This is a genomic window from Epibacterium ulvae, assembly GCF_018678075.1.
In the GTDB taxonomy this organism is placed as follows: Bacteria; Pseudomonadota; Alphaproteobacteria; order Rhodobacterales; family Rhodobacteraceae; genus Epibacterium; species Epibacterium ulvae_A.
Window position 1 is genome coordinate 1 of the sequence record NZ_JAHHIR010000074.1, and the last position, 25,975, is coordinate 25,975.

General features: G+C 59.0%; 26 protein-coding genes. 11 read left to right on the forward strand and 15 right to left on the reverse strand.

Translation table 11 applies throughout. The features are described 5' to 3' along the window. Positions 1–399 precede the first annotated feature (399 nt). From KMP13_RS15695 to KMP13_RS15715, 5 genes are all read right to left on the reverse strand, one after another. The gene (locus tag KMP13_RS15695; protein WP_215266928.1) at positions 400–1,011 is read right to left on the reverse strand and encodes a hypothetical protein; all 612 of its coding nucleotides are present in this window, start codon (positions 1,009–1,011) and stop codon (positions 400–402) included. Positions 1,012–1,028: 17 nt separating this feature from the next. Continuing rightward, the gene (locus KMP13_RS15700) at positions 1,029–1,163 is read right to left on the reverse strand and encodes an aa3-type cytochrome c oxidase subunit IV (RefSeq protein ID WP_215266929.1); all 135 of its coding nucleotides are present in this window, start codon (positions 1,161–1,163) and stop codon (positions 1,029–1,031) included. A 131-nt stretch (positions 1,164–1,294) separates the two neighbouring features. Next, positions 1,295–1,753 carry a DUF6173 family protein gene (locus KMP13_RS15705; protein WP_215266930.1) on the reverse strand — a complete coding sequence of 153 codons (459 nt, stop codon included), beginning with the start codon at positions 1,751–1,753 and terminating at the stop codon, positions 1,295–1,297. A gap of 28 nt (positions 1,754–1,781) precedes the next feature. Next, a complete protein-coding gene (locus KMP13_RS15710) occupies positions 1,782–2,828 on the reverse strand; it encodes an MBL fold metallo-hydrolase (protein ID WP_215266931.1) in 1,047 nt (348 codons plus the stop codon). Between the two features lie 4 nt (positions 2,829–2,832). Then, a complete protein-coding gene (locus tag KMP13_RS15715; RefSeq protein WP_215266932.1) occupies positions 2,833–4,533 on the reverse strand; it encodes an acyl-CoA dehydrogenase in 1,701 nt (566 codons plus the stop codon). 187 nt (positions 4,534–4,720) lie between these two features. On the opposite strand from KMP13_RS15715, the gene KMP13_RS15720 reads away from it, so the two are divergent. After that, the gene (locus KMP13_RS15720) at positions 4,721–5,671 is read left to right on the forward strand and encodes an L-threonylcarbamoyladenylate synthase (RefSeq protein WP_215266933.1); all 951 of its coding nucleotides are present in this window, start codon (positions 4,721–4,723) and stop codon (positions 5,669–5,671) included. A 6-nt stretch (positions 5,672–5,677) separates the two neighbouring features. On the opposite strand, the gene KMP13_RS15725 is transcribed toward KMP13_RS15720, so the two are convergent. Next, a complete protein-coding gene (locus KMP13_RS15725) occupies positions 5,678–6,265 on the reverse strand; it encodes a YqgE/AlgH family protein (protein WP_353055721.1) in 588 nt (195 codons plus the stop codon). Positions 6,266–6,393: 128 nt separating this feature from the next. On the opposite strand from KMP13_RS15725, the gene KMP13_RS15730 reads away from it, so the two are divergent. After that, on the forward strand, positions 6,394–7,224 hold the full coding sequence (locus KMP13_RS15730; protein WP_435370365.1) for a protein-disulfide reductase DsbD domain-containing protein: 831 nt from the start codon (positions 6,394–6,396) through the stop codon (positions 7,222–7,224). Beyond that, positions 7,221–7,670 carry an NUDIX hydrolase gene (locus KMP13_RS15735; RefSeq protein WP_215266936.1) on the forward strand — a complete coding sequence of 150 codons (450 nt, stop codon included), beginning with the start codon at positions 7,221–7,223 and terminating at the stop codon, positions 7,668–7,670. Before KMP13_RS15730 ends, KMP13_RS15735 begins: the two co-directional genes overlap by 4 nt. On the opposite strand, the gene KMP13_RS15740 is transcribed toward KMP13_RS15735, so the two are convergent. The 5 genes from KMP13_RS15740 to KMP13_RS15760 all read right to left on the reverse strand — a co-directional run bounded on the left by KMP13_RS15740 (position 7,640) and on the right by KMP13_RS15760 (position 14,548). Beyond that, positions 7,640–11,032: an efflux RND transporter permease subunit gene (locus tag KMP13_RS15740; RefSeq protein WP_215266937.1), complete on the reverse strand. Its 3,393-nt coding sequence runs from the start codon at positions 11,030–11,032 to the stop codon at positions 7,640–7,642. The genes KMP13_RS15735 and KMP13_RS15740 overlap by 31 nt on opposite strands. A 3-nt stretch (positions 11,033–11,035) precedes the next feature. Further along, on the reverse strand, positions 11,036–12,502 hold the full coding sequence (locus KMP13_RS15745; protein ID WP_215266938.1) for an efflux RND transporter periplasmic adaptor subunit: 1,467 nt from the start codon (positions 12,500–12,502) through the stop codon (positions 11,036–11,038). 102 nt (positions 12,503–12,604) lie between these two features. Continuing rightward, positions 12,605–13,147 (reverse strand): molybdenum cofactor biosynthesis protein B, encoded by a 543-nt coding sequence (moaB, locus tag KMP13_RS15750; protein ID WP_215266939.1) that lies wholly within the window; start codon positions 13,145–13,147, stop codon positions 12,605–12,607. A gap of 5 nt (positions 13,148–13,152) precedes the next feature. Beyond that, positions 13,153–13,782: a LysE family translocator gene (locus KMP13_RS15755; RefSeq protein ID WP_215266940.1), complete on the reverse strand. Its 630-nt coding sequence runs from the start codon at positions 13,780–13,782 to the stop codon at positions 13,153–13,155. Positions 13,783–13,786: 4 nt separating this feature from the next. Further along, positions 13,787–14,548, reverse strand: a complete 762-nt coding sequence (locus KMP13_RS15760) for a uracil-DNA glycosylase (protein ID WP_215266941.1) — start codon at positions 14,546–14,548, stop codon at positions 13,787–13,789. A 213-nt stretch (positions 14,549–14,761) separates the two neighbouring features. Here KMP13_RS15760 and KMP13_RS15765 point away from each other — a divergent pair, with 213 nt between their 5' ends. The 5 genes from KMP13_RS15765 to KMP13_RS15785 all read left to right on the forward strand — a co-directional run bounded on the left by KMP13_RS15765 (position 14,762) and on the right by KMP13_RS15785 (position 18,973). Further along, a complete protein-coding gene (locus tag KMP13_RS15765) occupies positions 14,762–15,727 on the forward strand; it encodes an aspartate carbamoyltransferase catalytic subunit (protein WP_215266942.1) in 966 nt (321 codons plus the stop codon). 3 nt (positions 15,728–15,730) lie between these two features. Further along, entirely contained in the window at positions 15,731–16,294 is a 564-nt protein-coding gene (locus tag KMP13_RS15770; RefSeq protein ID WP_215266943.1) for a hypothetical protein, read from the forward strand. Positions 16,295–16,320: 26 nt separating this feature from the next. Beyond that, on the forward strand, positions 16,321–17,598 hold the full coding sequence (gene pyrC / locus KMP13_RS15775; protein ID WP_215266944.1) for a dihydroorotase: 1,278 nt from the start codon (positions 16,321–16,323) through the stop codon (positions 17,596–17,598). 3 nt (positions 17,599–17,601) lie between these two features. Next, positions 17,602–18,207 carry a glycerol-3-phosphate 1-O-acyltransferase PlsY gene (gene plsY / locus KMP13_RS15780; RefSeq protein WP_215266945.1) on the forward strand — a complete coding sequence of 202 codons (606 nt, stop codon included), beginning with the start codon at positions 17,602–17,604 and terminating at the stop codon, positions 18,205–18,207. A gap of 289 nt (positions 18,208–18,496) precedes the next feature. Further along, entirely contained in the window at positions 18,497–18,973 is a 477-nt protein-coding gene (locus tag KMP13_RS15785; RefSeq protein ID WP_215266946.1) for a YHS domain-containing (seleno)protein, read from the forward strand. Positions 18,974–19,158: 185 nt separating this feature from the next. Here the strand turns inward: KMP13_RS15785 and KMP13_RS15790 are convergent, their stop codons facing one another. The 4 genes from KMP13_RS15790 to KMP13_RS15805 are packed head-to-tail and all read right to left on the reverse strand — an operon-like array spanning position 19,159 to position 22,706. Then, on the reverse strand, positions 19,159–20,529 hold the full coding sequence (locus KMP13_RS15790; protein ID WP_215266947.1) for a glutamate--cysteine ligase: 1,371 nt from the start codon (positions 20,527–20,529) through the stop codon (positions 19,159–19,161). Between the two features lie 59 nt (positions 20,530–20,588). Next, entirely contained in the window at positions 20,589–21,116 is a 528-nt protein-coding gene (locus tag KMP13_RS15795; protein ID WP_215266948.1) for a hypothetical protein, read from the reverse strand. Further along, positions 21,113–21,979, reverse strand: coding sequence for a GNAT family N-acetyltransferase (locus KMP13_RS15800; protein ID WP_215266949.1), 867 nt, complete (start codon positions 21,977–21,979; stop codon positions 21,113–21,115). Before KMP13_RS15800 ends, KMP13_RS15795 begins: the two co-directional genes overlap by 4 nt. A 1-nt stretch (position 21,980) precedes the next feature. Next, positions 21,981–22,706 (reverse strand): 16S rRNA (uracil(1498)-N(3))-methyltransferase, encoded by a 726-nt coding sequence (locus KMP13_RS15805; protein WP_215266950.1) that lies wholly within the window; start codon positions 22,704–22,706, stop codon positions 21,981–21,983. Between the two features lie 12 nt (positions 22,707–22,718). Here KMP13_RS15805 and ubiA point away from each other — a divergent pair, with 12 nt between their 5' ends. The 3 genes from ubiA to KMP13_RS15820 are packed head-to-tail and all read left to right on the forward strand — an operon-like array spanning position 22,719 to position 25,957. Next, positions 22,719–23,681: a 4-hydroxybenzoate octaprenyltransferase gene (gene ubiA, locus KMP13_RS15810; protein WP_215266951.1), complete on the forward strand. Its 963-nt coding sequence runs from the start codon at positions 22,719–22,721 to the stop codon at positions 23,679–23,681. Between the two features lie 60 nt (positions 23,682–23,741). Then, positions 23,742–25,646 carry an OmpA family protein gene (locus tag KMP13_RS15815; RefSeq protein WP_215266952.1) on the forward strand — a complete coding sequence of 635 codons (1,905 nt, stop codon included), beginning with the start codon at positions 23,742–23,744 and terminating at the stop codon, positions 25,644–25,646. Continuing rightward, the gene (locus KMP13_RS15820; RefSeq protein WP_215266953.1) at positions 25,643–25,957 is read left to right on the forward strand and encodes a hypothetical protein; all 315 of its coding nucleotides are present in this window, start codon (positions 25,643–25,645) and stop codon (positions 25,955–25,957) included. Before KMP13_RS15815 ends, KMP13_RS15820 begins: the two co-directional genes overlap by 4 nt. The last annotated feature ends 18 nt before the right edge of the window (positions 25,958–25,975 follow it).

Genomic DNA, 25,975 nt, shown 5'->3' on the forward strand with positions numbered 1-25,975 from the left:
CGAGCCGCGCGTTGTACGTTGACGGGCGTGGCGCTCGTGTTCACCATATGTAGCTGGTAGGATCCCAGATCTTCTGCCGGGGCCGGCGAACGGCAGAGAAACTCTGCCAAATATGTGACTACTCGGGTATGCGCTCTCTGAGAGCTCTCCCCCAGACCCTTGATCCGCATATCTTCTATCATCCGTTAACGCAGCAGCATGGTCTTTTGACCCAACATGGGATCCTCCTGTCCGTTGATTGAGAAGGTCCCAATCGTCGGACAGGTTCGCCAGTTCGCAAAATCTCAGTTGTCAGATCACCGCGACGCCCTAACCAATAGCACCCATGACGCTCGAGCTGCTCCGTACTAGTCCGCTGTGCAGACGTCGACCAATCACACCGGCGTAGTTCCGCCCCGTTTAACCGTTCAGCGCCGCGTTGCTGGCGGCGATGCCTTTTTTCAAGTCTTCGTCGTCGCCTTCGTAATAGAGCTCGCTTTTAACGTCTCCGAACGTGTCGAATTGTTCCGACAGTTTGACTGGGTAGAACGTCACGTTGATGCCCTCAAACCCTGGAATGCCTTGCAGGATGTTTGAGGTCGCATTGGCGCAGTAGACACCGGGCACGCGCCCGTTGGCCTTGACCAGTTGCAGGGCGATTTCGGCCTGTTCTGGCGTTACGTTCAAACGCTGGGTCTTAACGTGGAAACTGGTGCGCGCGTGGGCGCTGCGGTAGGCCTGAAACACGGCCGGGCGAATACCATAGAGGACGTCATTGTATTCTGGCACGATATCCGCGTGAAACGACCCTGCAGGGTCAAAAATCACCCGTTCAGAGCCGCTCACCATCAAGGCGGTGTGCCCGCCCTGACCGCTGCGGTTGTTGATCACAGTGATCAGCGTCAGCGCAGGCCCATCCGGATCGGCATAGGCGACGCGTTGCAATGCGGCCAGATCAGCATTGGTCTGCTGTGGCGCGGCACATCCGGCCACTACCACAAGGGCAACGCCCAGGCACAGCAGTTGTCTCACAGGGCGCGCTCCGGTGATCAGATGGCGAATATCGCCAGGAAGACCAAGAAGATCACCGTGGCAACACAGAAGCGCGTGACGAAGCTGATGAACCCCGTGTAGGTCTGTTCCTGAACATCGCTGTTCATGGTGCCGTGTTTATGTTCTGCCATTTGTCTGGTCCTCGTCCCAAAGTGTTGGGGATTGATTACTGAATTTCAAACCCGCTGTCACCACGGCTTTTGGTCGCAACGGCTGTGGAACGTAACGAGAGGGCAAATTGTGCCCTCCCGGCTACGCCAGTTTAAACGGTGGATGTTTCCAAATCCTTGGCCAGGCGGAAGCCGATCCGGTTGGCGGGTTTTTCCTTAACCGGTTTGGGAGTGGCACGCAGCATCACGTTCAACTGGGTGACATGTTGTACCAACTGGGTGCGCGCGCCGCTGGTGTCGGTGCCGTAAAAAGTAATGATATCAGGGTCAAAGTAGCCAATCCCTTCGATCCGCAACACGCCTGCGTCGCCGCCGGTCATGCCCATGGCAACCTCATGCTCAGCGTCCAATTGCTGTTCAAAGTTCTGGATATAGAGCACCAACCGTTCATAGGCCCAGCGCGAGGCACTCTTGCGCTCATCCGGTTTTTGCAGCGCTTCGGGGACTTTGGTCAGACCTGCGCAGGCTTCAGGGTCGGTGTGGACCTCATGCACGCAGGGCAGCACTGCTGATTCTGCCACTTCGGCGCTGGTCGCAATCTTGTTGTCCATGATCTTCCCCTTCCCGGCCAAGGCCGTGTTATCCTTTGCGGCGATAAAGCCAGGCACCGTCTTCACGTGCCCAGCGCTCCACCTCACCCATATGGAAGAGATGGTTCACGTGAGCAACCGCTTCAACCAGCGCCAGGCCATATTCGCCTGCGCCGATCTTGCGCTTGAACAGGTAGGAAAAGCAATCGGCTGCTGTGTGGGGTTCGCTCAGCGCCTCCAATAGCCGCTCAAGCGCGCTGTGGTGATTGTCGATCAACTGGCGCATCCGCAAGGGCAGACGTTGGAAGGGCAGTTTATGCCCGCCCAGCACCAAATGATCAGGGCGCGCGAGGGTGGACAGGCGTTCGCAGGCCTCCAACCAGTCCGCCAGCGGGTCGGCCATCGGTTCGGTCGCATAGACGCCAATGTTCGGGCTGATCGAAGACAGGATCTGATCACCACTGAGGACTAGATCGTCGTCCCGGCTCCAGAACGTTGCGTGTTCGGGCGCGTGGCCGTTTCCGATATGCACGTCCCAGGTACGTCCGCCCATCTGGATCTGCTCACCCTGTTGGATCCGGGTAAATCCCAACGGCATCGGATAGACGGTATCGGCAAAGTTAAAGGGCCGGTCTGACGCGCGTTCATCGTAAATCGCAGGGTCCATGCCAGCGCTGCGATAATAGGCAAGGGTTTCACGGGGCCAGACGTCCTGTTCGTCCAGCGTCAACATGCGCGAAAACAGCCAAGCGGTACGGGTGGTGACCAGTTCCGCCCCGTATTGAGACTGAAACCATCCCGCGAGGCCAACGTGATCGGGATGGTGATGGGTTACCACCACCCGGCCCACGGGTTTGCCGCCCAGCGGGCCTGCCATCAGACGCTCCCACAGTGCGCGAGAACGACGCGAATTGATGCCAGTGTCGATAATGGTCCAGCTGTCCCCATCATCCAGAGCATAGACGTTCACGTGATCCAGCTTCATCGGCAGCGGCAACCGCAGCCACAAGACGCCCTCTGCGATCTCAATCGCGTCCCCCTCTTTGGGCGGGGTGCCATAGGGGAATTTGAGCGAGACGTCAGGCACGTTTGTCATCCGACTACCCTGCCAGCTCATCAATGCTGAGCGCAAACAGACCGTCGCTTCCGGCCGTAGCGGCAGCCAGATGTGCGGCATATTCAGGCAACATCCGTGCCATATAGAACCGTGCCAGTTTTTCACGGGAGCCACCCGGATCGGCCTGCGCGGCCTTCAGATGGTAATATCCGCCCAGAACCCGCGCAAAGGCGCGCAAATAGGCCAGACTGCCGGCAAAACGATCGCTCATATCCTGCGACACCATCCAATCGGTGGCATCGCGCAGCGCTTCGCAGGCGTTCCACAGCGCATCGGTCATCTTGGGGTTGGCACCGCGCCCTTGTTCGGCCAGCTCTTCGATTTCATCCAACAGACGGCCCGCCATCTCACCGCCATCCATCATCTTGCGGCCCACCAGATCCATCGACTGGATACCATTTGTGCCCTCGTAAATCGCGGTCACCCGCACGTCGCGGTAATACTGCGCGGCACCGCTTTCCTCGATAAAGCCCATGCCGCCATAGACCTGCACACCGGTCTCTGAGACGCGCATGCCCACCTCGGTGCCAAAGGTTTTGGTGATCGGCGTCAAAAAGGCGGCGCGGGTTGCCCAATCGCCGTCTTGAGTTGCGTGGGACATATCAATTGCATGCGCATTGGCCAGCATGATGGCGCGCGCGGCAAAGACATCTGCCTTCATCTCCATCAACATCCGACGCACATCCGCATGGTCCACGATCGCGCCCGAGGCTGTGCGCCCCTGTTTACGCTCCAGCGCATATTCCAACGCGTGTTGAAAGGCCCCTTCGGCGGTGCCAATCCCCTGCCCGCCAACGCCAAGACGTGCGTTGTTCATCATCGTGAACATCGCCGCCATGCCACCGTGTTCGCGCCCGACAAGCCAACCTGTGGCACCGTCATATTGCATGACACAGGTGGGTGAGCCATGCAGGCCCATTTTATGTTCCAGGCTCACGACTTTCAGATCATTGGCCTTGCCCGGTTTGCCAGTGTCATCCGGGATGTATTTGGGCACCACAAAGAGCGAGATCCCTTTGGTCCCCAGCACCCCATCAGGCAGGCGCGCCAGAACCAGATGCACGACATTCTCGGCAAAGTCGTTATCCCCCCATGAGATAAAGATCTTTTGCCCGGTCACCGCATAGGTCCCATCGCCGTTGTCTGTCGCCTTGGACGTCAAAGCACCAACATCGGATCCCGCTTGCGGTTCCGTCAGGTTCATGGTGCCGGTCCATTCGCCAGAGATCAGCTTGGGCAGATAGAGTTCTTTGATCGCGTCGGACGCATGGGCTTCCAGCGCCTCGATCTGGCCTTGGCTCATCAAAGGAGCCAATTGCAGCGACAAACACGCCCCGGCCATCATTTCATTGACCGCGGTTGCCACCGACAGCGGCAGCCCCATCCCGCCGTGATCCGGATTGGCGTTCATGCCGACCCAACCGCCGTCCGAGATCGCTTTCCACCCATCCGCAAACCCCGGCGAGGTGCGCACCACCCCGTTTTCCAACCGCGCCCCATCGGTGTCGCCGCCACGCTGCAAGGGGGCCATGACCTCATCACACAAGCGGCCCGCTTCACCCAAAATTGCGGCGACCAGATCTGGCGTTGCCTCGGAAAACCGGTCGGTCGCGGCGGCCTCCTCAAAACCGATCAGGGTCTTGAGGATAAATTCATATTCCGATGTGGCGGCACGATAGGTCATGATGTTCCTTCCTATGGTCACTACGGCTTATCCGATACCGCAGGCAGGGGCCTGTGCCAAAGCGATACGAACACTGGGCCTTACCTCGGCCCTTGGCTTCACGGGGGCATGGCGCTACACAAGGCCACCTTGGGCTTCATTCCTACTTGGCCCTGCCCTCTGATCAACCCAAACGCCGCGTCACAGCATGAACCCCAATTCCACCCTTAGCCTTGGCCCGTCAGAGGCCGACTTGGTGCAGGCCGCAGATCTTTTGCGTGCAGGCCAGCTGGTCGCCTTCCCGACAGAGACCGTTTACGGCCTGGGCGGCTCTGCTTTGATGGGTGAAACTGTCGCAGGCATTTACGCGGCCAAGGGGCGTCCCAGTTTCAATCCTTTGATCGCCCATGTTGCATCCGTGGATGCGGCAAAGGACCTGGTCCAATGGTCGGATCTTGCCGCCCGTATAGCAGCGGCGTTTTGGCCGGGTCCCCTGACCCTGGTGTTGCCGCTGCGCGAGGGGCATGGGGTGTCGTCCTTGGTGACGGCCGGCCTGCCGACCCTGGCGGTGCGTGTTCCAGCACATCCCACGGCGCAACGATTGTTGTCGCTGGTCGGTGGGCCGGTTGCTGCGCCCTCTGCCAATCCGTCTGGTCGGATAAGCCCCACAACGGCCGCGCATGTGCATCATGGGCTGGATGGGAAAATCGCAGCTGTAGTGGATGACGGCCCATGCGGCGTTGGCTTGGAATCCACAATTGTCGGTCTGGCCGGTGACGCGCCCGTCCTGCTGCGCCCGGGCGGTTTGGCGGTTGAAGAGATCGAGACCGTCCTTGGCCAGTCTCTACTGGATCGCGATCAGGGCGATCCGCTAACCGCGCCCGGTCAATTACTGTCCCACTATGCCCCCAATGCGGCCGTCCGATTGATGGCCGATGCGCCACAAAGCAATGAGCTGTATTTGGGATTTGGCGCACGCGACGGTGATCTGAACCTGTCGCCCAGTGGCAATCTGGCTGAGGCCGCCGCGAACCTGTTTGATTGCCTACACCAGTTGGATGCGCGCAACATACCCATTGCGGTGGCCCCTATTCCCGATCACGGGTTGGGTCATGCGATCAACGACCGCCTGCGACGTGCGGCAGCACCACGAGACTGAACGCAATCACGCATGGCCTGCGCTGGCGGATAGAACTATCGGATCAATTCCCAACGTCTTGAGCGCGGCCACCCATTTGTCGCCATCAATCGTGTCAAAAATCAAATCGGGCGTGGCATCCGTGGTGAGCCAGCCGTTTTCGCTGATCTCCGCCTCCAATTGCCCTGGCCCCCAGCCGGCATAGCCCAACATCACCAGAAACTGGTCGGGACCGCGCCCGGCGCCCAGGTCCTCCAACACATCCAGCGTCGCAGTCATAGAGAAGCCATCCGCCACATTCAGCGAGCTGACGGTGGATTGATATTCTGCGGAATGCAGCACAAACCCGCGTTGGGTTTCGACCGGACCACCAAAGCGAACCGGGATCTCACCGTTTGAGACGCTTTCGATTTCGATCTCAAGCTGGTCAAGAATGTCGCGCAGTGCCACGCCGGTTGCGGCCTTGTTCACGATCAGCCCCATCGCCCCTTCGTCGGTATGAGAGCAGAGGTAGATCAGGGATTGGTCAAACCGGGGATCTCCAATATCTGGCATCGCAATCAGGAGTTTACCGGTCAGATCCATAGGCTGTCGCTCGCTTTTGTTATGCTTCACCTTCTCACAATGCCCCCCGTCAAGGCATCACGCAAGAGCTGACGCAGCAATCAAATTCACGCGATACTACAGTGCCTTCGCAAAATGCTTGCTTGGAATCTTAATGATTAACGCTCATGTAAATGGGTATGATGAGATTTGCGACACCTTCCGCCCTTGCCCTGGTTGCCGGCCTGACGCTTGCAACTGCGATGACCGCACCTAATGCGCATGCCCAGAACCTGCCAGATGATCTGGTGCGTTTGGACATTCTGGATGGTGGCGAGACCCGAGATGGCACCGTTCTTGGCGCGGTCCGGGTCACGCTGTCGGACGGGTGGAAAACCTATTGGCGCACACCGGGCGATGCGGGCATTCCGCCCAGCTTTTCCTGGCAAGGGTCACAGAACGTTGCAAATGTCGAAATCACCTGGCCCGCGCCTGAGGTGTTTTTGACATCTGGCTATCAGACCCTTGGCTATCATGATCAGATGATTTTGCCGGTTGAGATCACGCCCCTACGCGCTGGTGAGCCGGTGACCCTGAAGGGACGCGTCTGGATTGGCATTTGCCGCGAGGTTTGCGTGCCCTCTCAGCTGAATTTTGACCACACTCTGGACACCTCTGCCAAACGCAACCCGGCGATTGTTGCGGCCCTAGCAAGCCGTCCCTTCTCAGCCCGTGAAGGCGGCGTAAAATCGGCGACCTGTCGTCTTGCCCCTACTGAATACGGCATGAAAGTTACCGCCAACATCACCATGCCTTCTGCTGGCGGGACCGAGATCGCGGTGATCGAGCCCGGCTCACCCTATCTGCAGGCCGGCAATACCCAGGCCCGTCGCGAAGGGCGCGTTCTGGTGGCCGAAACTGAATTTTATAGCGTGGATGACTCCCTGGTCGCCGTTGATCGGTCGGCTGTGCGCATCACTGTTCTGGGGAATTCCCACGCGGTGGACATCCAAGGCTGTACCACAGGATGAGCCCGCAGCGGCCTGTGCTTGGGGCCATTGCGGTGGTCTGTCATATGATCGACGGCCTACCCCATGTCATCCTGGTCCAACGTGGCAAAGACCCAAATCGTGGTGCCTGGGGCTTTCCCGGTGGCCATGTGGAATGGGGCGAAACGCTCGTCCAGGCTGCAGTGCGCGAATTGCTGGAAGAAACCGATGTCACGGCGACGGCGGTTGAAACTTTGCCGCCCGTTGACGTGATCGAGGCTGACAGCACGGGCACGGTTGCTCTGCATTACGTCCTGGGTGCGGTCCTGTGTTCCTATGTATCCGGCACCCCGACCCCACTGGATGATGCGGCGGATGCGCGCTGGGTTCTCGTCGACCGAATCGAGCACTTGGGGCTGGACCTGTTGCCCCAAGTGGCCCAGGTTGCCCGCGCCGCTCAGGCGCGGGTTTTGCGATACGTCAAATAACGCAGGCTGCCAACGCCATATCCAATCGCACAGACCGCTGCCGTGGCCGCAGCAAAGATCAGCAAGGCAACCGACAAAGGCGCAACTGCATCGGCTTGGGGCAAGGCATCGGCCAACGGCGGCCACAGATGCCCGGTCACCATCACCCAACCCAATGTCAGGCCAAAGAGCGCCAGTTGCGCAATCGCAACACCGGACAACAGCGGCGCAAGGCCAGCATAGCGGAAGCCCCGGCGCATGGCGGTCCGGACCCGTTGCACATCTTCTTGAATAGCGATCAAGGCGGGCACCACCAACAGAACCAGCACCATGCCAAAGCCGAGCCCATAGACCAATGTAATCACCGTCGGCTTCAGGAACTGCGCCTGCTGCGAGCCTTCGTACATCAAGGGGGCAAGGCCCAGTACGGTGGTCAAGGTCGTCAGCAAAACAGGGCGCAGACGGTCGGCAGCACCATCAATGATCGACGGGCGCAGTCCCCGCGTTTCAGCGTATTCGTCAATCGTGGTGACCAAGACGATGGAGTCGTTGATAATGATACCCGTCATGCCCAGCAGACCCACAACCGTGAACATCGACAGCGGCACGCCCCACAGATAATGCCCCCAGATAGTTCCAACCAACCCAAAAGGAATGATCGCCATCACCACAATGGGCCGCGTCCAGCTGCCAAAAATCCAGGCAAGCACCAGGTAGATCCCAGTCAGCACCAGGATCAGCGCATCACGGGCATCGGTCAGGAACGTATCCTCCTGCTCGCTAAGCCCGGCCAATTGCCACTCAACCTGACGGTCGCTCGCGATTTTGGGCAGGATTTCCTGTTCTAACGTCTCGATAATCTCAGCCGCGCGGGTGGGGTCATCTTCAGAGATATCACCAGTGACGCTAAGGACACGCAGACCGTTTTCACGCTGCACCGAGGTAAAGCCGCTTTGACGTGAGACATAGACAATATCCGCAAGCGGCACATAGCTGCCATTGGGGGCGCGCAGCTGCATCGTCTCCAGGAAATCGGCGGACAATTCGCCCGAAGGCAGCTCGACCCGGATTTCCGCATTGCGCGGACCATCTGGATAAGTCGCAGCCTCAATCCCGCCAAGGCGCGCGCGCAGGACGCGGCCCAGATCCTCGACCGAGAATTCAAGCGCCTGTCCCTGCGGCGTGAGATCCAGAACAAGCTCATCCTTGTCATATGACAAAGTATCTTCGACCGCAGAGACTTCCCCATATCCGGCCACCGCGGTTTTCAGATCCTCGGCGGCGGCCTTTAACACGCCCAGATCGCTGCCGTAGAACTGTACATCCAAAGCGTCGCCCCCCGGCCCCGAACGCCATCCCCGGAACGAGACGACCTCGGACAGGGGGTGACGCTGCACGCGTTCTTGCAGTTCTCCCACAAAGGCAAAGGAGGAATAGTCGCGCAGGTCTGCATCGATCAGCTCAATCGAGATACCGCCCAACAGGTCGCGGTCCTTGCTGCCAACGCCGCCAAGACCACGACCAGCGTTTCCGCCAACCTCAGCCATCACAAAGTCGAGCGGGTTGCGGCCGTGGCGTTCTTCGTATTCCCGCCCCAGCTCTTCGGTGGCGCGCTGCATTTCGCGCATCATCGCCAGAGAGTCCGCGCGGGTTGCCCCTTCGGCCATCGCAAAGTTACCGGTCACTGACCCACGCTCGGGTGCGTTAAAGAACCGCCAGCGCACGTCACCGCCGATGAACAGCACCATCTGCGTCGCCAGCAGCAAAAGAGCGCCGGCCAAAACCGCATAACGCGCCTGCACAACAATTCCCATCAAGGGACGGAACAGGTTTTCCCGCGCCCAGCGGAACCCTTTGTCGACCACCCGGTTTGGATATTCATACCAATTGCCCTGCTGCGCGTGAGACAGCGCGTGGGCCATGTGGTTGGGCAAAATCAGGAAACATTCCACCAAGGACGCGGCCAGAACCGCAATCACCGTATAAGGAATATCACGGATCAGCTCGCCAAAGCGGCCGCTGATATTGGTCAGACCAAAGAAAGCAATGATCGTGGTGATCGCGGCTGCAATCACCGGCAATGCCATGCGGCGAGCGGCGTTTTCAGCGGCGCGTTTGGGGCTTTCGCCCAGGCGGCGCACACGAAAATCAGCGTGTTCGCCCACAACAATGGCATCATCCACCACAATGCCAAGGGTGATGATCAGGCCAAACAGGCTGACCATATTGATCGTGAGCCCCGCCGCATACATCACCGCGACGGCGGCAAACATGGCGGCTGGAATGCCTGCAGCAACCCAAAAGGCAATGCGCGCATTGAGGAAGAGAAACAAGAGCAATACGACAAGGCCAAGCCCCATCAGACCGTTGTCCAGCAGGATATTCAAACGACCTGAAATCGCCTCTGCCCTTGTGCGGATCAGCCGTGCTGAGACCCCTTGCGGCAATGTCTCCTGGAAGGCTGCAACCGTCGCTTCCACGGTTTTCTGGATCTCGATCGCATCGCCTTGATCCGAGCGGTCCACCCGGATCGACATCGCACGATCAGAGCCGACAAAATACGACCGTTCACGCGTGACCCCGTCCACCCGGATCGAAGCCACATCGCCGACGGTCAAAACCGATCCATCCTCATTGACTCGCAACACAATGGCGATCAGCTCTTCGGGGTCGCGCCGTTCGCTGCCGGTCCGCACACGCGCATTTGCGCCCTCAACTTCACCAGCCGGGTTGGCGTCCACCTCGCCTGCGATGGCGTTGGCGATCTGGGTCAGGGTGATGTCGTTGGCGATCAACTGGGAAGAGGGCACTTCGACAATGGTCTGAGGCGCCGCAACGCCGCGGATCGTGGTTCGGGTGACACCCACATCAAACAGGCGCACGATCAACTCATCCGCGAATTGCGCAAGCTGTTCTGGGTCGATCGGGCCAGAGATCACAACATCCGTTACCCGGTCGCGAAATTCGCCACGGCGCACGGTTGGATCATCCGCCTCTTCGGGAAGAGTGGTGATCGTGTCCACCGCTGTCTGAACATCTTCCGCTGCACGTGCCATATCCCAGCCGGGTTCAAACTCAAGCTGGATCGACGCATTGCCTTCGCGAGAAGTGGATTCGGTTGAGGCCACCCCGTCGACTGCCAGCAAGACCGGTTCCAACGCCTGCACAATGGCGGCATCCACATCCTCGGGACCTGCATCATCCCAGGTGACACCCACGCTGACGATTTCGGAAATCACGTCGGGAAAGAACTGCGCCCGCATATTGGGAATGGCGGCCGCACCAAGCGCCAGAAGGATAACCAGCAATAGGTTGGCCGCGGTTTTGTGGCGCGTGAAATAAGACAGGATGCCGTGTGCGCGTTCTGGCAGATCTCGTGACATTGGTTAGCCCCCCATCCGGGATTCGATACGATCCACAAGCGCCGCCGGCACCTCGGGCTTGTCCAATTGGCCCAGAACGCGTTCCTTGGTCGCGTCCGGCATCTGTTTGTTCCCTTCAACAAAGGAAACCAGACGGGCGCGATGCTCGTCCGTCAGTTCGATCATGTCCTGTTTGGCGGTCTCTTCAGGCGCACCAACTGCGCTTTTCCGCAACGGGCTGACAAGGATGCCGCTGCCCAGCAATGGCGTGCGCCCGACCACGATCTCGCGCCCGACAAGACCCGAACCACGGATCAGGACATCGTCCCCCTGACGTCGGATCAATTCCACATTGAGGCTTTGCAGCCGGTTTTCTTCGCCCAAAACCAGAACGGTGCCGTCCGAGCCCAACGCGGAGGCCGCAACCCGCACAACGCCGCGCACAGCCGGTTCGCGCACGGATACGGTGACAAAGTCATCAGGCTTGAAGCCAAGCGCGGTTTCCAGCTGAGCATAGATCAACCGCCCGGTCTGCCCGCCTCCCGCCGCGCCACTGTCGCGTGAAATCACCCCCTGCGCATCAAGGTCGGCCCCCGTTGCATCCAGCCGGGCGGTGACGGGCAAGGACAGCAAGCGGCCATCCGAGTCCAATAGGCGCGCATATTGCACGGTTGAGACCCTGAATGCGGCCTCAAGCTGACTGGGATCCACCAAATCGGCCAGTTTTTCGTTGCCAGACACCAGTCGCCCCTTGACTAAGGAGACCTCTTCAAGCGTGCCGGCGAATTCGGCAACAACGGTCATGTCATCCAAATCGCGCTGCGCAGTATCGACCGATAATGCCGCGCGAGCTTCGCGCGTGGCGGCCTGATCCACGCGGGCCTCTGCCTGGCTCAGCGCCTGCCTGCGTGTGATCACCGACTGGCGTGCTTGTGCGGCGACCAGTTCCGCCTCTTCCACGGCGGCGGCGGTGCCAACACCGCGCGATTGCAGGTCTTTTTGCCGTTGAAAGGCGCGGGTGCGCAGATCGGCCTGCTCTGCAGCAGCGCTCAACTCATCTCGCGAGAGTTCCAGCGCACGGCCCGCATCGCGCGCTTCGGCGGCGGCGTCCATTTGATCGGCTTCGGCATTGGCCAGGGTCGCGCGCGCATCTGCGGGGTCCAATTCGACCAGCACATCGCCTGCATCGACCACGCCGCCCTCGACAAAACTGTCCGACAACCAGGCCACGCGCCCGGCAACCGGCACCCGCAACTCCAGCCGTCGGCGGCTTTCGACGCGGCCAAAGGCCACCAGTTCCGGATGCTCCTCGCTGGCCTCGGCGGTGACAACATTGACTGTAAACACCCGCTCGCGCGCCGGACGCTGGCGAGTTTCTTCGTTCAAATATGCATGAATTGCGGTGAACATAATTTTCCCAGCATAAGCCACCAGTCCCAGCGCAAGCGCCGTGAAAAAGAGGCCGACTAGGCTTTGCCGCAGAAAGCGCATCCCAAGATCCTTTTTGGCTTTTGATGGGAGGCGCCCATCAAAGTCGCTCGGCACACTTTATCAAGATTGCCGGTCTGTTACGAGCTTTCACGCAGAAGTAGATCACTTCCGTCGCAAATGTTCATCCAATCTGGGCATTATTTCGACGAAATTACAGGGCGCATGCCGGTAATCAAGTTGTTTTGACAGAATCTCGTCCCAGCCATCCTTGCAAGCGCCCGGGCTTCCCGGCAGCGCAAACAGGTAAGTGGCACCCGCAACACCGCCGGTGGCACGGGATTGGACCGCTGATGTGCCAATCTTCTGCATGGAAACGATGGTGAACACCGTTCCAAAGGCGTCGATCTCTTTTTCATAAACATCACGGTGGGCCTCGATCGTGACATCGCGCCCGGTCAGACCTGTGCCCCCGGTTGAGATCACGACATCCACCGTGTCATCCGCCACCCAGGCGCGCAATTGATCGGCAATCTCGCGCCGTTCATCGGGCAAAATCTTGCGATCCGCCAGGCTGTGACCTGCGGCGGTCAGCCGATCCACCAGCACCTGGCCAGAGCGGTCGTCTTCGAGGCTGCGACTGTCTGAGACCGTCAAGACAGCAATGCGTACGGGGATGAATTCTTTGGTCTCATCAATGCGGGGCATGACGTTCAGATCCTTTCCATAACGGCCAGTCGCACCGCCAGCGCGGCAAAAATACCGCCGGTCAGACGCTCCAACCAGGTCGACAGGCCAGTGCCCGCCGAAAGCGCATGTCCCAGCCGCCCGGCCATCACCCCCACACCGCCATTGACCAGAAACCCGCCAAAGGAAATGATCGCGCCCAGCATCAGGAACTGGCCCAATATGGAACCCGCTTCGGAGGAGATGAACTGCGGCAAAAACGCCAGCACAAACAGGATCACCTTGGGGTTCGACAGATTCACAAACAGGCCGCTGCGAAAGGCAGAACCTTTGGATAGTTCTCTTTGCCCGGTCTCGGCCCTATTGCCGCCCTTGGGTCGAAACGCCCCCCACGCAAGATACAAGAGATAGGCAACACCGATCCAACGGATCACCTCAAACACCACAGGGGCTTGCCCCACCAATGCCCCTAGGCCAAGGCCTGCAAGTGTCACGTGAATCAAACCACCAAGCGCCACTCCAGCACTCGCCAGCACCGCTGCGCGCGGACCGGATCGCGCGCCTTGAGTGATGCAAAACACCATATCCGCACCCGGCGTGACATTCAGCGCCAAAGCCGCAGGGACAAAGGTCAACAATGTGAGCGTGTCTATCACCGGTTCAATTTCCTTTTAATCGCGCTTTTAGTTCCAACAAATCCGCCCAGGCCTGTCGCTTTTGCTGGGTCTGGCGCAGCAAAAACGCAGGGTGAAACATCGGTATCGTCGGCTTACCCCAGGCTTGATCCCATTTACCGCGCAGCCGCGTGATGCCCCGACGGCCCAAGACCGCCTGACAGCTGATATTGCCCATCAACACCAGCACATCTGGTTTGGCCAAGGCCACGTGGCGCTCCAGAAATGGCAGCATCATCGCCATCTCGGCGGGTTCCGGATCCCGGTTCTGAGGCGGGCGCCAGGGCAGGACATTGGCGATATAGACATTTTCCGCGCGGTTCAGATCAATTGCCGCCAACATCTTGTCCAACAGCTGGCCCGCGCGCCCCACAAAGGGTTTGCCTTGTAGATCTTCATCCCGGTCAGGCGCTTCGCCAATGATCATCACCCGCGCACCGGCGGTGCCATCCGCGAATACAAGGTTGCGCGCACCACGTTTCAAAAGGCAATGGTCAAACCCGTCCATCGCGTCCTTGAGCGCAGACAGGGAGTTGGCAGCAGCTGCGGCTTTTTGCGCCTCGGCAACCGGATCAATCTCTTCGGGTTTAACGATTTTGGGCGCGACGTCAGCTTTGGTGGCCTTGGGGGCTGCCTGCTGCAAGGCGTAGCGGTAAACCGGGACATCACAGACCGCGTCCGTGGCCCCCAGTTCCACCTGCCACTCCAACAGCGCTTTTGCGCTCCAATAATCAAAAGCTGATTCCATGCCCCAAGCTACCCCGCCCCGCCGGTGAACAAAACCGCCCCTGCTTTCATCTTTTCCAAATACTTCCGCCGGAGGCTCCCACGGGCTGCACCAATCGCTTTGATAGATGTATCAGCACCTTGCCCCGATCCCATGTGCGACCTATAAGTGCCGCCAAATCCGCCGGAGCCAGGCCGCCGCAAAACGGTGCCTGCCCCCTTTGGGAGACTGCCTATGTCCGATGCGCCTACCTATTTCCGCCAGAACCATCTGCTGGGAATCGAACCTTTGCACCCGCTGGAAATAACCGAGATCCTCGACCTGGCCGACAGCTATGTCGAATTGAACCGGCAGACCCAGAAACACGCGGATGCGCTGGCCGGTCTGACCCAAATCAATATGTTCTTTGAAAACTCCACTCGCACGCAGGCGAGCTTTGAACTGGCCGGCAAACGCCTTGGCGCGGATGTGATGAATATGGCGATGCAGGCTTCGTCGATCAAAAAGGGCGAGACCCTGATCGACACCGCGATGACCCTGAACGCCATGCATCCCGACCTGCTGGTGGTCCGCCATCCCCATTCCGGCGCGGTGGATCTGTTGTCGCAAAAAGTCAACTGTGCGGTATTGAATGCAGGCGACGGCAAACATGAACACCCAACTCAGGCCTTGCTAGACGCCTTGACCATCCGCCGGGCCAAGGGCCGTTTGCACCGGTTGAACATCGCCATCTGCGGTGACATTGCACACAGCCGGGTGGCTCGGTCGAACCTGATCCTGCTGGGCAAGATGGAAAACCGTATCCGCCTGATTGGCCCGCCAACCTTGGTTCCCGGCCATTTCGCCGAATTCGGGGCCGAGATTTACGACGATATGCACGAAGGGCTGAAAGACGTCGACGTGGTGATGATGTTGCGGCTGCAAAAGGAACGGATGGACGGCGGGTTCATTCCTTCTGAACGCGAGTATTACCACCGGTTTGGTCTGGATGCGGACAAGCTCGCACAGGCGAAACCCGATGCCATCGTGATGCACCCCGGCCCGATGAACCGCGGTGTTGAAATTGACGGAACCATCGCCGATGACATCAACCGCTCTGTCATTCAGGAGCAGGTCGAAATGGGCGTCGCGGTGCGTATGGCCGCGATGGATCTTCTGGCGCGCAACCTGCGCAGCCGCCGTCAGGGTGAGGCTGCCTGATCCATGACTGCGGCGGCATCTTCTTCCTCAAATCCGGTGATCGTGATCCCAGCTGGTGAGCACGGAAAAATCCGCCTGTTCCAGCTTGAAATGCGCCCCGAGCAATTGGCATTTCTGCGCGATGAACCGGGCGCTTTGCCGCAAATTTTTGGCATCGATGCCTTGGATATGACGCAGGTTGATCTGTTTGATGTCGCCGATTTGGAAGACCTGGGCCTGCGCGGATATCTGAGCGAAGGCGGCGGCATAGCCGCCCAAGACCTGGCGCCCGATCACGACATGTTAGACAGCATGACGGGTCCCGCAATGGTTCTGCGCTCGCGCGCCTTTGCAGGGCATGAGACGCGCCTGACCCCCAGCGAGCAGATCAAGCTGGTTGCGACATATGCCGAGGCCGCTGCCGAATGGAGTGCAATGCCTGTGACGTCCGACAGCGCAAAACCGCAAACTCCCGTCTCCAAAACCCCACCCCGCCAGGCCCGTGCCGAGGCGCGCCGACTGGGGTTCATCTTCTTTATCGTGGTGATGAGCCTTTTTATCCTCATCCTCGCCGCGCTGTTCCTGTGACCTAAGAATTGAAAGAGCCCAGCACTATGACGCTTCTTTTTACCAACGCCCGCCTGATCAACCCGGACGCAGGGACCGACGCCTTGGGACACCTGCTGGTTCAGGACGGTGCAATCGTTTCGGTTCTGGACGAGAAGGACGCGCTGCCCTCAGCCGACCGGGTTATCGACTGCGGCGGGAAATGCCTGGCACCGGGGATCGTCGATATAGGGGTTAAGGTCTGCGAGCCAGGGGAACGGCACAAAGAAAGCTACAAATCTGCGGGCCTGGCCGCCGCTGCCGGTGGTGTCACAACAATTGTCACCCGCCCCGACACGCTGCCTGCGATCGATACGCCAGAAACCCTCGAATTTGTCACCCGCCGCGCCCAGGCAGATGCGCCGATCAATGTGGTCTCGATGGCTGCGCTGACCAAAGGGCGCGAAGGACGCGAGATGGTGGAAATCGGCTTTATGCTGGACGCTGGTGCGGTTGCCTTTTCCGATTGCGACAAGGTCGTTCAAAACGCCAAAGTGTTCAGCCGCGCGCTGACCTATGCCAAATCCTGTGGCGCTTTGGTCATTGCCCACCCGCAGGAACCGGTGCTGAGCGCCGGGGCTGCCGCCACGTCGGGAAAATTCGCAACCTTGCGCGGGTTGCCAGCGGTGTCGCCAATGGCCGAACGCATGGGGCTGGACCGTGATATCGCCCTGTTGGAGATGACCGGCGCCAAATACCACGCCGATCAGATCACCACCGCGCGCGCTCTGCCCGCGTTGGAGCGGGCCAAGAAGAACGGTTTGGACATCACGGCCGGGACCTCGATCCATCACCTCACTCTGAATGAATTGGACGTCGCGGATTATCGCACCTTCTTTAAAGTCAAACCGCCATTGCGCAGCGAAGAAGACCGGCTGGCCGTTGTCGACGCTGTGCGCCGCGGGGTAATCGACATTATCTCCTCCATGCACACGCCGCAGGACGAAGAAAGCAAACGCCTGCCCTTTGAGGAAGCCGCATCCGGCGCGGTCGCATTGGAGACGCTGTTGCCTGCCGCGCTGCGCCTGTACCATGCGGATCTGTTGGATCTGCCGACGCTGTTTCGCGCGATGTCCCTGAACCCGGCGAAACGCCTGGGTCTGAGCGGTGGGCGGCTCGAGGCTGGCGCGCCTGCGGATCTGGTGCTGTTTGACGTCGATGTTCCCTTTGTCCTGGACCGGTTCAAACTGCGTTCAAAATCACAAAACACCCCCTATGACACCCAACGGATGCAAGGCCGCGTTCTTGCGACCTTTGTCGCCGGTGAATGCGTGTTTGAAAGGTAACCCATGCCCGTTATTGAAACCGCTGTGCCTGTGTTGCTGATCTGGGGGCTAATTGGATATCTTCTGGGGTCGATCCCCTTTGGGCTGCTTTTGACCCGTGCGATGGGGCTGGGCAATCTGCGTGAGATCGGGTCCGGCAATATCGGCACCACCAACGTGCTGCGCACCGGCAGCAAAGCCGCCGCGGCACTGACGCTCTTTCTGGATGGCGGTAAGGGCGCGGCGGCGGTCATCGCGGCGCGCCTTCTGGCCGGCGAAGACGCCGCGCAACTGGCCGGGTTGATGGCTTTTGTCGGCCATTGTTTCCCGGCCTGGCTGAAATTCAAAGGCGGCAAAGGCGTCGCCACGTTTCTGGGCCTGATGCTAGCACTGGCCTGGCCGGTTGGCATTGCCTGCTGTCTGACGTGGCTCGTGTCAGCCGCTGTGAGCCGGATTTCATCGATGGGCGCATTGGTGGCTGCCATTCTGTCGTCAGTCTGGGCACTTTTATTAGGTCACGCATCCGTGATCGTTCTCACAATTTTGCTCACGGCTCTTGTGATCTGGAGGCATTCCGCGAATATCCAGCGTCTGCTGGCCGGCACTGAACCGAAGATCGGGCAGAAATAATTTCTGGCCTCGGTCATCACCTGTTCCATCCGTTGTGCGGTTTTACTTTACTGCAATACTCTGTTTTAAAATAACAAAACAGGACATCGCCACCCATTAACCGATCGGTCAAGGTGCGCCATCTGCCTGACAATAGTGCGGATGCGCACAATCAACTTCTGTTGATTTGAACAATTATTAGGCACTGCCCACATCTGGGGAGCGGCAGAGAAACATCTCTGCGCAACCACTCGTAACCCAGAGCTCACGGCGCAATTTTCGCAGCTGAGCACGAAGAAAGGATCACGTTATGATCAAAGCAAAATCCATCCTGGGCGGCATCGCATTGTCTGTTGCCGTAGCGACCTCAACACTGGCCGCTGGCGTTGAATATAATGCAACCCCAACCGGACTGGCTCTTCAAGGGTATGACCCCGTCGCGTATTTCACTGACGGTGCACCAACCAAGGGTAACTGGAAAATTTCTTCCATCCACGACGACGTAACCTATCGCTTTGCGTCCGAGGACAACAAAGTCGCATTCGAAAAAAATCCCGAAGCCTACATCCCCGCCTACGGTGGCTACTGTGCATTTGGCACAGCGATGGGTTTCAAATTTGACGGCGACCCAACTCTTTGGAAAATCGTTGACGATGTTTTGTACCTGAACCTGTCCAAAGACATTCAGGAACGCTGGGAAGGCGACATCCCAGGCTTTATCGAAAGCGCAGACGTTAACTGGGACGACATTGAAGAAAAGACACCGGCAGAGTTGCAAGCTCAGTAATCGCGACACCGCTCTTTACGCCCATACGGGCTATGCGTCGACATCGGTTATCGGTGTCGACGTTTTGCGTTCTGCGGCCTCTCCAAACGCGCTTTGGCTTCAACGCGCCGCAAGAACCTGCCGCGCAAGAAAAAAGGGCGTCTCAGCGGCGCCCTTCTTCTGTCGTTCATGGTGGAGTACGGTAATCAGTAACTGTAATCCGCGTAGATCCGCGTCAGGTCGCCGTTCCAGTCCCCATGGTAGCAGTCGAGCAGCTCATCTGCGGGCACTTTGCCGGTATCCACACTGTCTTTCAGCGTGTTGAGGAAATGCGCCTCATCCGGGACCAATCCGCCGGAGGTTCCAAAACCACGAGTTTTCAGCCCCGATGTCGCGATCTCAAGCACTTGACCGGCCAACGCCTGCATCTTGATGTCACCGACCTCGGCCTGCAGCCCATCAACCGACGCGCCCACACGTAGCGCTTCGCGTGTCTCGGCGTCCCAGCCTTTGACCAGGTCCCAGGCCGCATCTAGCGCAGACTGATCATACATCAAACCAACCCAGAACGCGGGCAAAGCACATAGGCGGCTCCAAGGGCCTCCATCTGCGCCGCGCATCTCCATGTATTTCTTGATCCGCGCTTCCGGGAAGGCCGTGGTCAGATGATCGGCCCAGTCTGACAATGTCGGAGTCTGCCCCGGCAGTGCTGGCAGTTTCCCTTGCAGGAAATCGCGGAAAGACTGTCCGAGCGCGTTGATATATTCGCCATCGCGGTAGACGAAATACATCGGCACATCGAGCGCATATTCCACGTAGCGCTCAAACCCCATACCATCCTCGAAAACAAAGGGCAGCATGCCGGTGCGAGCATCATCCAGGTGGCGCCAGATCACGCTACGCCAGGATTTATGGGCATTGGGCTTGCCCTCAAAGAAGGGTGAATTGGCAAACAAGGCCGTGGCAACCGGCTGCAGCGCCAAGGCGACGCGCAGCTTTTGCACCATATCCGCCTCGGACCCGAAATCGAGGTTCACCTGAACCGTACATGTGCGCCGCATCATCGCGCGTCCCATGGTACCGACTTTTTCCATGTAGTCGTTCATCAGGCGATAGCGCCCTTTGGGCATCAACGGCATTTCTTCATGCGACCAAAGCGGTGCTGCACCAAGACCAATGAAACCCACGCCAATCTTGTCGGCGATATCTTTCACTTCCTTCAGATGGGTGTTTACCTCATCACAGGTTTCGTGAATGGTCTCCAGCGGGGCACCGGACAGCTCAACCGCGCCACCGGGCTCAAGGCTCACATTGGCGCCGTCTTTTTCCAGACCAATAAGCTTGCCGCCTTCGGAGATCGGAGCCCAGCCATAGCTGTCGCGCAGGCCTTCCAGCACCGAAACGATTGAGCGGCGCCCTTCGTAGGGCAGCGGCTTTAGCGTATCTTTACAATAGCCAAATTTCTCATGTTCGGTGCCGATGCGCCAATCCGCACTCGGTTTGCAGCCCGAAGCCAGGTATTCGGCCAATTGCTCGTGCCGTTCGATGGGTCCGCCGCCGGATTGAGGGATGGACATGGGGAACTCCGTCCGTTGTCTGTCTCGTTTTGCAGAAGTGGGCGCAAACGACCAAAGTGTCAATGGAGCCGTTGCAACGTGTCACGGATGGGTGCACGTTCCCAGATCACGACCTGGTGAGGACCTTTGCGGTGCAACTCTTCCAACATCCGTTCAGTTTTAAGACCCGGAAGACTGGCAAAGACGTCAAATAAAACATCCGCACCCGCTGCATTAACAGGGATCGCCAAAGGGGGCTGTCCGGCCTGTTCCAACATCCAATGTGCGGGTTTCGCCGTATGATCCAGACACAGCCTCTCTAGCTCGGATGCGGCCACTGCACCGCCTGTGAGCGGGCCAAAATAGGCGATTTGCCCCTCATCGACCTTTACAACTCCGGGTCCGCCTCCGCCAAATCGAAACCGCAAACGTTGCCCGCCAATGACGGCGACAATCACGGAAATCAAAATCAGGGCCCAGCCGATGATCTGCCAAAAACCAAAGGACCAGAGTGCCCATCGCAGACCCACCAGTGCCAGAACGCAGGCAGCGATAAGCTCTCTCCATTTCCACAATGCGGCGCGGGCTTCGGGGCGAATAAAACTCATGTGCGTGCTTCCACATATAATGTGCGGATTTTTTGTGCGTTTTGAAACAGCATCAAGGTAAATTTACCCGCCGGTTGAAACCCAACTGCGCGATAGGCTTTGGCCGCCGCTTCGTTGGCTGCAAACAATACCGCGCGTTCAATCCCGTCGCGTTTGGCCTCTGCCAAATGCAGGGCAACCGCATGACGGGCGTGCCCGTGTCCGCGGTGTTCGGGTGGGGTGAAGACACCGCCGATTTGCACAACCTCAGGCAGTCGCGTGTTAAAACCGGTCATCGCAATCGGCATGCCATTTGAGACCAAGACACGGTGGCTGTCATTGTCGACGTATTTGGCGATGTCGTCGCGCGCGGTGGTGGCGGCTGTCTCGGGATCCATGCCAATGGCCTCTTGATTATAGATCCCACGCCAGTGTTCGACCAATGACCGATCGGCGTCAGCCAGTCTGATCAGCCGATCCCCCGCACGCGGCGCAACGTTCAGATCACAAAGCTCTAACCGAAAGCCGAGATCGTCGCTGTCGAGCATCATGTCGGCATCGTTCAAACCCGCTGCTTTTGCAAAGCTGCGCACCTGGGGCATGTCGCCCAAAACACCGGAGATGTCGCGACCCGCGATCAATCCTGATGCAGCGCGCCAAACCTCAGACGATGCATCCGGTGCCTGCATCAAGATAGAGCCTGAGTTGGAGATGGCAAAGACACCCTCTCCTTGCTCTAAAACCCATAGTTTCAGCCCATACGGCGCGTCGGAGTCCAGGCCAAAGTCACGCAGATTGCCCAGCAGAAACATGGAGCTTTGAATATGGTCACGCAGAAACGCATCCATCCACTGCAGGTCCTGTTCTGTAGCTGCGCGCCACATGTCACCAATCTCCCAAATTTTTCTGCCACAAGGTCATTGCCGCCACTGCCGCGGTGTCCGCGCGTAGGATACGGGGGCCAAGGCTCACAACATGCGATTGCGCCAATCCATGCAAGCGTTTGCGTTCGTTTTCGGAAAATCCGCCCTCGGGGCCGATCAAAATGGCCCAAGGAGCATCAGGATGCGCGTCGGCGGCGAGTTCCAGCGCATTGCCGACCTCAGCCTCGTCACAGAACATCAACTGGCGGTCGCTTGGCCAGTGGTCCAGAACCCGCCCCAGTTTTTGCAGTTCGGCCACGTCGGGCACATATGTGCCACCGCATTGCTCGGCCGCTTCAACCGCATGGGCCTGCAGACGGTCCTGGCGGATACGGTCGGAATTGGTGAATTCGGTCTGGACAGGTAAGATCCGGGCCGCACCCATTTCTGCTGCTTTTTCTACGATAAAATCGGTTCGGGCTTTCTTGATCGGGGCAAACAGCAACCACAGGTCGGGCGGCATCTGCAACGGTTTGGCCTGGCTGGCGCAGGACAACAACCCGGCGCGTTTCCCCGCCTCGACCACGTCGCAGGTCCATTCCCCATCGCGGCCGTTAAACAGTGCGACCTTTGCGCCCACGCCCATGCGCATCACCCCAAAAAGGTAATGTGCCTGATCCCGATCCAGGGGAACCGATTGCCCTGCCCCCAAAGGGTGCTCTACATACAGTCTGACTTTTGCACTCATGAGAGCTTACATATGCAAGGCAACGCCCCAACACCAGATGGTCAGGTCGCAGATGCGGTCAAAGGGAACTGGGTGGACACATATGCCCCCGCATGGAGCCGCCCCTATCTGCGTCTCAGCCGCGCGGATCGCCCGATTGGCACCTGGTTGTTGCTGCTGCCGTGTCTGTGGAGCTTGGTCTTGGCGATTCTGGTGGATCAAAGCCTCCGCTGGCATGATCTGTGGATTGTTGTGGCCTGTGCGGCGGGATCCTGGTTGATGCGCGGTGCGGGCTGTACCTGGAACGATATCACCGACCGCAAGATCGACGCCCAAGTCAGCCGTACCCGTTCACGCCCCCTGCCGTCCGGTCAGGTGAGCGTCAAACAGGCCGTGATCTGGATGGGGCTGCAAATTGGTTTGAGCGCGGCGATTTTGTTCACTTTCAATCTGGCCGCGATTGCGATGGGGGTTTTGGCTTTGCTGCCGGTGGCCATTTACCCTTTTGCCAAACGGTTCACCTGGTGGCCGCAGGCGTTTTTGGGCATTGCGCTGAACTGGGGCGCGCTTTGGGCCTGGGTTGCGCATACCGGCAGCCTGCATTGGGCGCCAGTGTTGCTGTACCTTGCAGGCGTGACCTGGACCCTGTTTTACGACACGATTTACGCCCATCAGGACGCAGAAGACGACGCGATGATCGGGGTTAAATCAACCGCCCGCCTGTTTGAAAACGAGACCCCCAAATGGCTGCGCCGCTTCATCGTGGCAACCGTCACGTTTATGGCTTTGGCCGTTCTTACCGCGCTTGGCACCGAAGGCTCGCCCGTGAAATTGGCACTGGCTTTAACCGCGCCTTGGGCGATGGGCTGGCATTTGACCTGGCAATTGCGCGGCTTTGATCCCGAAAACAGTGACCGGTTGCTGAAACTCTTTCGTCTCAACCGCGATACCGGCTTGATTCCGCTTATCTTCTTGGTCGTGGCTTTGTTCGCCTGATTGAAATTCGATGCCATCACCGCTATGACATGCGCGAACAATTAAGGGACTGACCAGCTTATGCGGCTACCTCCTGTGTTGATTACCGGGGCAACCTTTGTCACAGCCGCCGCGCTGAGCCTCATTGTGGCCGGTTTTGCGGCAACTGGGATGGAGCGTGGAAGCGAGTCTGCGGTTCGCCAAATTCTGGACAACGGCGGCTTTAACTGGGCCGAAGTCACAGCTGACGGGTTGAGCGTCGTCCTTGAAGGCACCGCACCGGATGAAGCCGACCGTTTTGCGGCCAAATCGCAAGTGGGCACCATCGTGGACGGGTCGCGCATCATCGACCGGATGCAGGTCACCCCGTCGCGCGGCATCGCACCGCCGCAATTCTCGGCCGAGATCCTGCGCAATGATACGGGTATTTCGATCATCGGTTTGGTCCCCTCGGGCACCAACCGCGAGGATGTGATTGACCAGCTAGAAGACCTGGTTGGCGCGCCGCAAGTTGCTGATTTTCTAGAATCAACAACCTATTCGGCACCACAAGGCTGGTCTGCGGCCATGCGCTTTGCCCTGAAAGCGCTGGAACAGCTGCCAAGCTCAAAGATTTCGGTCAAACCCGGTGCGGTGGCGATTACGGCCAACACCAACAGCACCGATGAAAAGAAACGACTGGAAGCGCGGCTGAACCGGATGGCAACCGGTGGGCTGCGGCTTGAGCTGGATCTGAAAGCGCCACGCCCGGTGATTACGCCCTTTACCCTACGTTTCACATTGGATGAGACCGGCGGTCATTTCGATGCCTGTTCCGCCGACAGCGAAGAAGGCCGCACGAGGATCCTGAACGCCGCGCGCAAAGTTGGGCTGGACGCCGACGAGCAATGCACCATTGGCATGGGGGTCCCCTCGCCCAATTGGTCCCGTGCGATTGAGGAAAGCTTGGCCAGTCTTGCAGAACTTGGCGCGGGCACCTTGACCCTGGCCAATGCAGATATCACGCTGGCCGCCGTTCAAGGCACCGAGCAGGCGTTGTTTGATCGTGTGGTCGGCAAGCTGAAAAGCGATCTGCCGCAGGTCTTTGCCCTGCACGCGATCTTGCCCGAATTGGAAAGCGAAGAAGAAGACACCCAGCCCGAGTTTACCGCGACACTAAGTCCCGAGGGGCAAGTTCTGTTGCGCGGCTATGTTGCGGATCAAACCCAGCATACTTTGGCCAGCAGCTTTGCCCAGGCGCGGTTTGGTGCGGAACGTGTGCATTCGGCCGCGCGGGTGGCCGACAAGCTGCCGATGGATTGGAACATGCAGGTTCTTTCTGCGCTGGAGGCCCTGTCCCATCTGGAACGCGGATTGGTCAATGTCACACCGCAGGTGATCTCAGTGCGTGGAGTGAGCTTTGACGCGGATGCCCCGGCCGAGGTCGCCAAACTGTTCTCCACCCGCCTGGGTGAACGCGCCACCTATGAGCTGGCGATCACTTATGAGGAACCTCCGGTTCCCGAAGACCAGCCCCTGACGCCAGAGCAATGTCAGGAACAGCTGACCGTTGTGCAAGACAGCGGCAAGATCGCGTTTGAGCCCGGTTCCGCCACCGTGGCGGGCGGCAGCAGCGCCACCCTGGATCAGATCGCCACCGTCTTGGAACATTGCGGACCGGTGCAGCTTGAAATTCAAGGCCACACCGACAGCCAAGGGCGTGAGATCATGAACGAACGGTTGAGCCAATCGCGTGCACAATCCGTCCTCAACGAGTTGCGCGCCCGGCGTATCCCGACCTTGACCTTTGTGGCGCGTGGCTACGGTGAAACACAGCCCATCGGCGACAATGAGACCGAGGAAGGCCGCGAAACCAACAGGCGGATCGTTTTCCAGGTTCTCAACACGGCTGCCAATCAGACCGAAGACGACATCGCACCGGATGCTTCGGTTGCGACCGACGACACCACACCGCCCGACAGTGAGAGTGAAGGATCCTCTGAATGAACCGGACCGAGTTTATCATCACCACCGCGATTATTCTCTTCGTGGCCTTTACGCTCGGCTGGTTCGCAAATTGGCTGGTGCACCGGTTTACCCGTGTCAAACAAAGCGACGTGGCTGATCTGGATCGGATGAGCCAGGAACTGCATGCCGCAGAAGAAACCCGCGACCAGGCAATCACCTATCTGCAACAGCGTGAGGCAGAGCTGGTGAACCAGTTGACCCAGACCGAAGCGGAATTGCGCGCCACGATGGACGGACTGCGAAATGCCCGGCGCGAGGCGGAAGAGCTGCGCAGCCAATTGGGTCGTTAAGCCCTGGGTGCGTAGAGG

What these genes read in the sequence shown, in the direction of transcription:
- KMP13_RS15700 (WP_215266929.1), bottom strand. Translation starts at nt 1,163, where the DNA reads ATGGCAGAACATAAACACGGCACCATGAACAGCGATGTTCAGGAACAG.
- KMP13_RS15705 (WP_215266930.1), bottom strand. Translation starts at nt 1,753, where the DNA reads ATGGACAACAAGATTGCGACCAGCGCCGAAGTGGCAGAATCAGCAGTG.
- KMP13_RS15710 (WP_215266931.1), bottom strand. Translation starts at nt 2,828, where the DNA reads ATGACAAACGTGCCTGACGTCTCGCTCAAATTCCCCTATGGCACCCCG.
- KMP13_RS15715 (WP_215266932.1), bottom strand. Translation starts at nt 4,533, where the DNA reads ATGACCTATCGTGCCGCCACATCGGAATATGAATTTATCCTCAAGACC.
- KMP13_RS15720 (WP_215266933.1), top strand. Translation starts at nt 4,721, where the DNA reads ATGAACCCCAATTCCACCCTTAGCCTTGGCCCGTCAGAGGCCGACTTG.
- KMP13_RS15730 (WP_435370365.1), top strand. Translation starts at nt 6,394, where the DNA reads ATGATGAGATTTGCGACACCTTCCGCCCTTGCCCTGGTTGCCGGCCTG.
- KMP13_RS15735 (WP_215266936.1), top strand. Translation starts at nt 7,221, where the DNA reads ATGAGCCCGCAGCGGCCTGTGCTTGGGGCCATTGCGGTGGTCTGTCAT.
- KMP13_RS15740 (WP_215266937.1), bottom strand. Translation starts at nt 11,032, where the DNA reads ATGTCACGAGATCTGCCAGAACGCGCACACGGCATCCTGTCTTATTTC.
- KMP13_RS15745 (WP_215266938.1), bottom strand. Translation starts at nt 12,502, where the DNA reads ATGCGCTTTCTGCGGCAAAGCCTAGTCGGCCTCTTTTTCACGGCGCTT.
- moaB (WP_215266939.1), bottom strand. Translation starts at nt 13,147, where the DNA reads ATGCCCCGCATTGATGAGACCAAAGAATTCATCCCCGTACGCATTGCT.
- KMP13_RS15760 (WP_215266941.1), bottom strand. Translation starts at nt 14,548, where the DNA reads ATGGAATCAGCTTTTGATTATTGGAGCGCAAAAGCGCTGTTGGAGTGG.
- KMP13_RS15765 (WP_215266942.1), top strand. Translation starts at nt 14,762, where the DNA reads ATGTCCGATGCGCCTACCTATTTCCGCCAGAACCATCTGCTGGGAATC.
- KMP13_RS15770 (WP_215266943.1), top strand. Translation starts at nt 15,731, where the DNA reads ATGACTGCGGCGGCATCTTCTTCCTCAAATCCGGTGATCGTGATCCCA.
- pyrC (WP_215266944.1), top strand. Translation starts at nt 16,321, where the DNA reads ATGACGCTTCTTTTTACCAACGCCCGCCTGATCAACCCGGACGCAGGG.
- plsY (WP_215266945.1), top strand. Translation starts at nt 17,602, where the DNA reads ATGCCCGTTATTGAAACCGCTGTGCCTGTGTTGCTGATCTGGGGGCTA.
- KMP13_RS15785 (WP_215266946.1), top strand. Translation starts at nt 18,497, where the DNA reads ATGATCAAAGCAAAATCCATCCTGGGCGGCATCGCATTGTCTGTTGCC.
- KMP13_RS15790 (WP_215266947.1), bottom strand. Translation starts at nt 20,529, where the DNA reads ATGTCCATCCCTCAATCCGGCGGCGGACCCATCGAACGGCACGAGCAA.
- KMP13_RS15795 (WP_215266948.1), bottom strand. Translation starts at nt 21,116, where the DNA reads ATGAGTTTTATTCGCCCCGAAGCCCGCGCCGCATTGTGGAAATGGAGA.
- KMP13_RS15800 (WP_215266949.1), bottom strand. Translation starts at nt 21,979, where the DNA reads ATGTGGCGCGCAGCTACAGAACAGGACCTGCAGTGGATGGATGCGTTT.
- KMP13_RS15805 (WP_215266950.1), bottom strand. Translation starts at nt 22,706, where the DNA reads ATGAGTGCAAAAGTCAGACTGTATGTAGAGCACCCTTTGGGGGCAGGG.
- ubiA (WP_215266951.1), top strand. Translation starts at nt 22,719, where the DNA reads ATGCAAGGCAACGCCCCAACACCAGATGGTCAGGTCGCAGATGCGGTC.
- KMP13_RS15815 (WP_215266952.1), top strand. Translation starts at nt 23,742, where the DNA reads ATGCGGCTACCTCCTGTGTTGATTACCGGGGCAACCTTTGTCACAGCC.
- KMP13_RS15820 (WP_215266953.1), top strand. Translation starts at nt 25,643, where the DNA reads ATGAACCGGACCGAGTTTATCATCACCACCGCGATTATTCTCTTCGTG.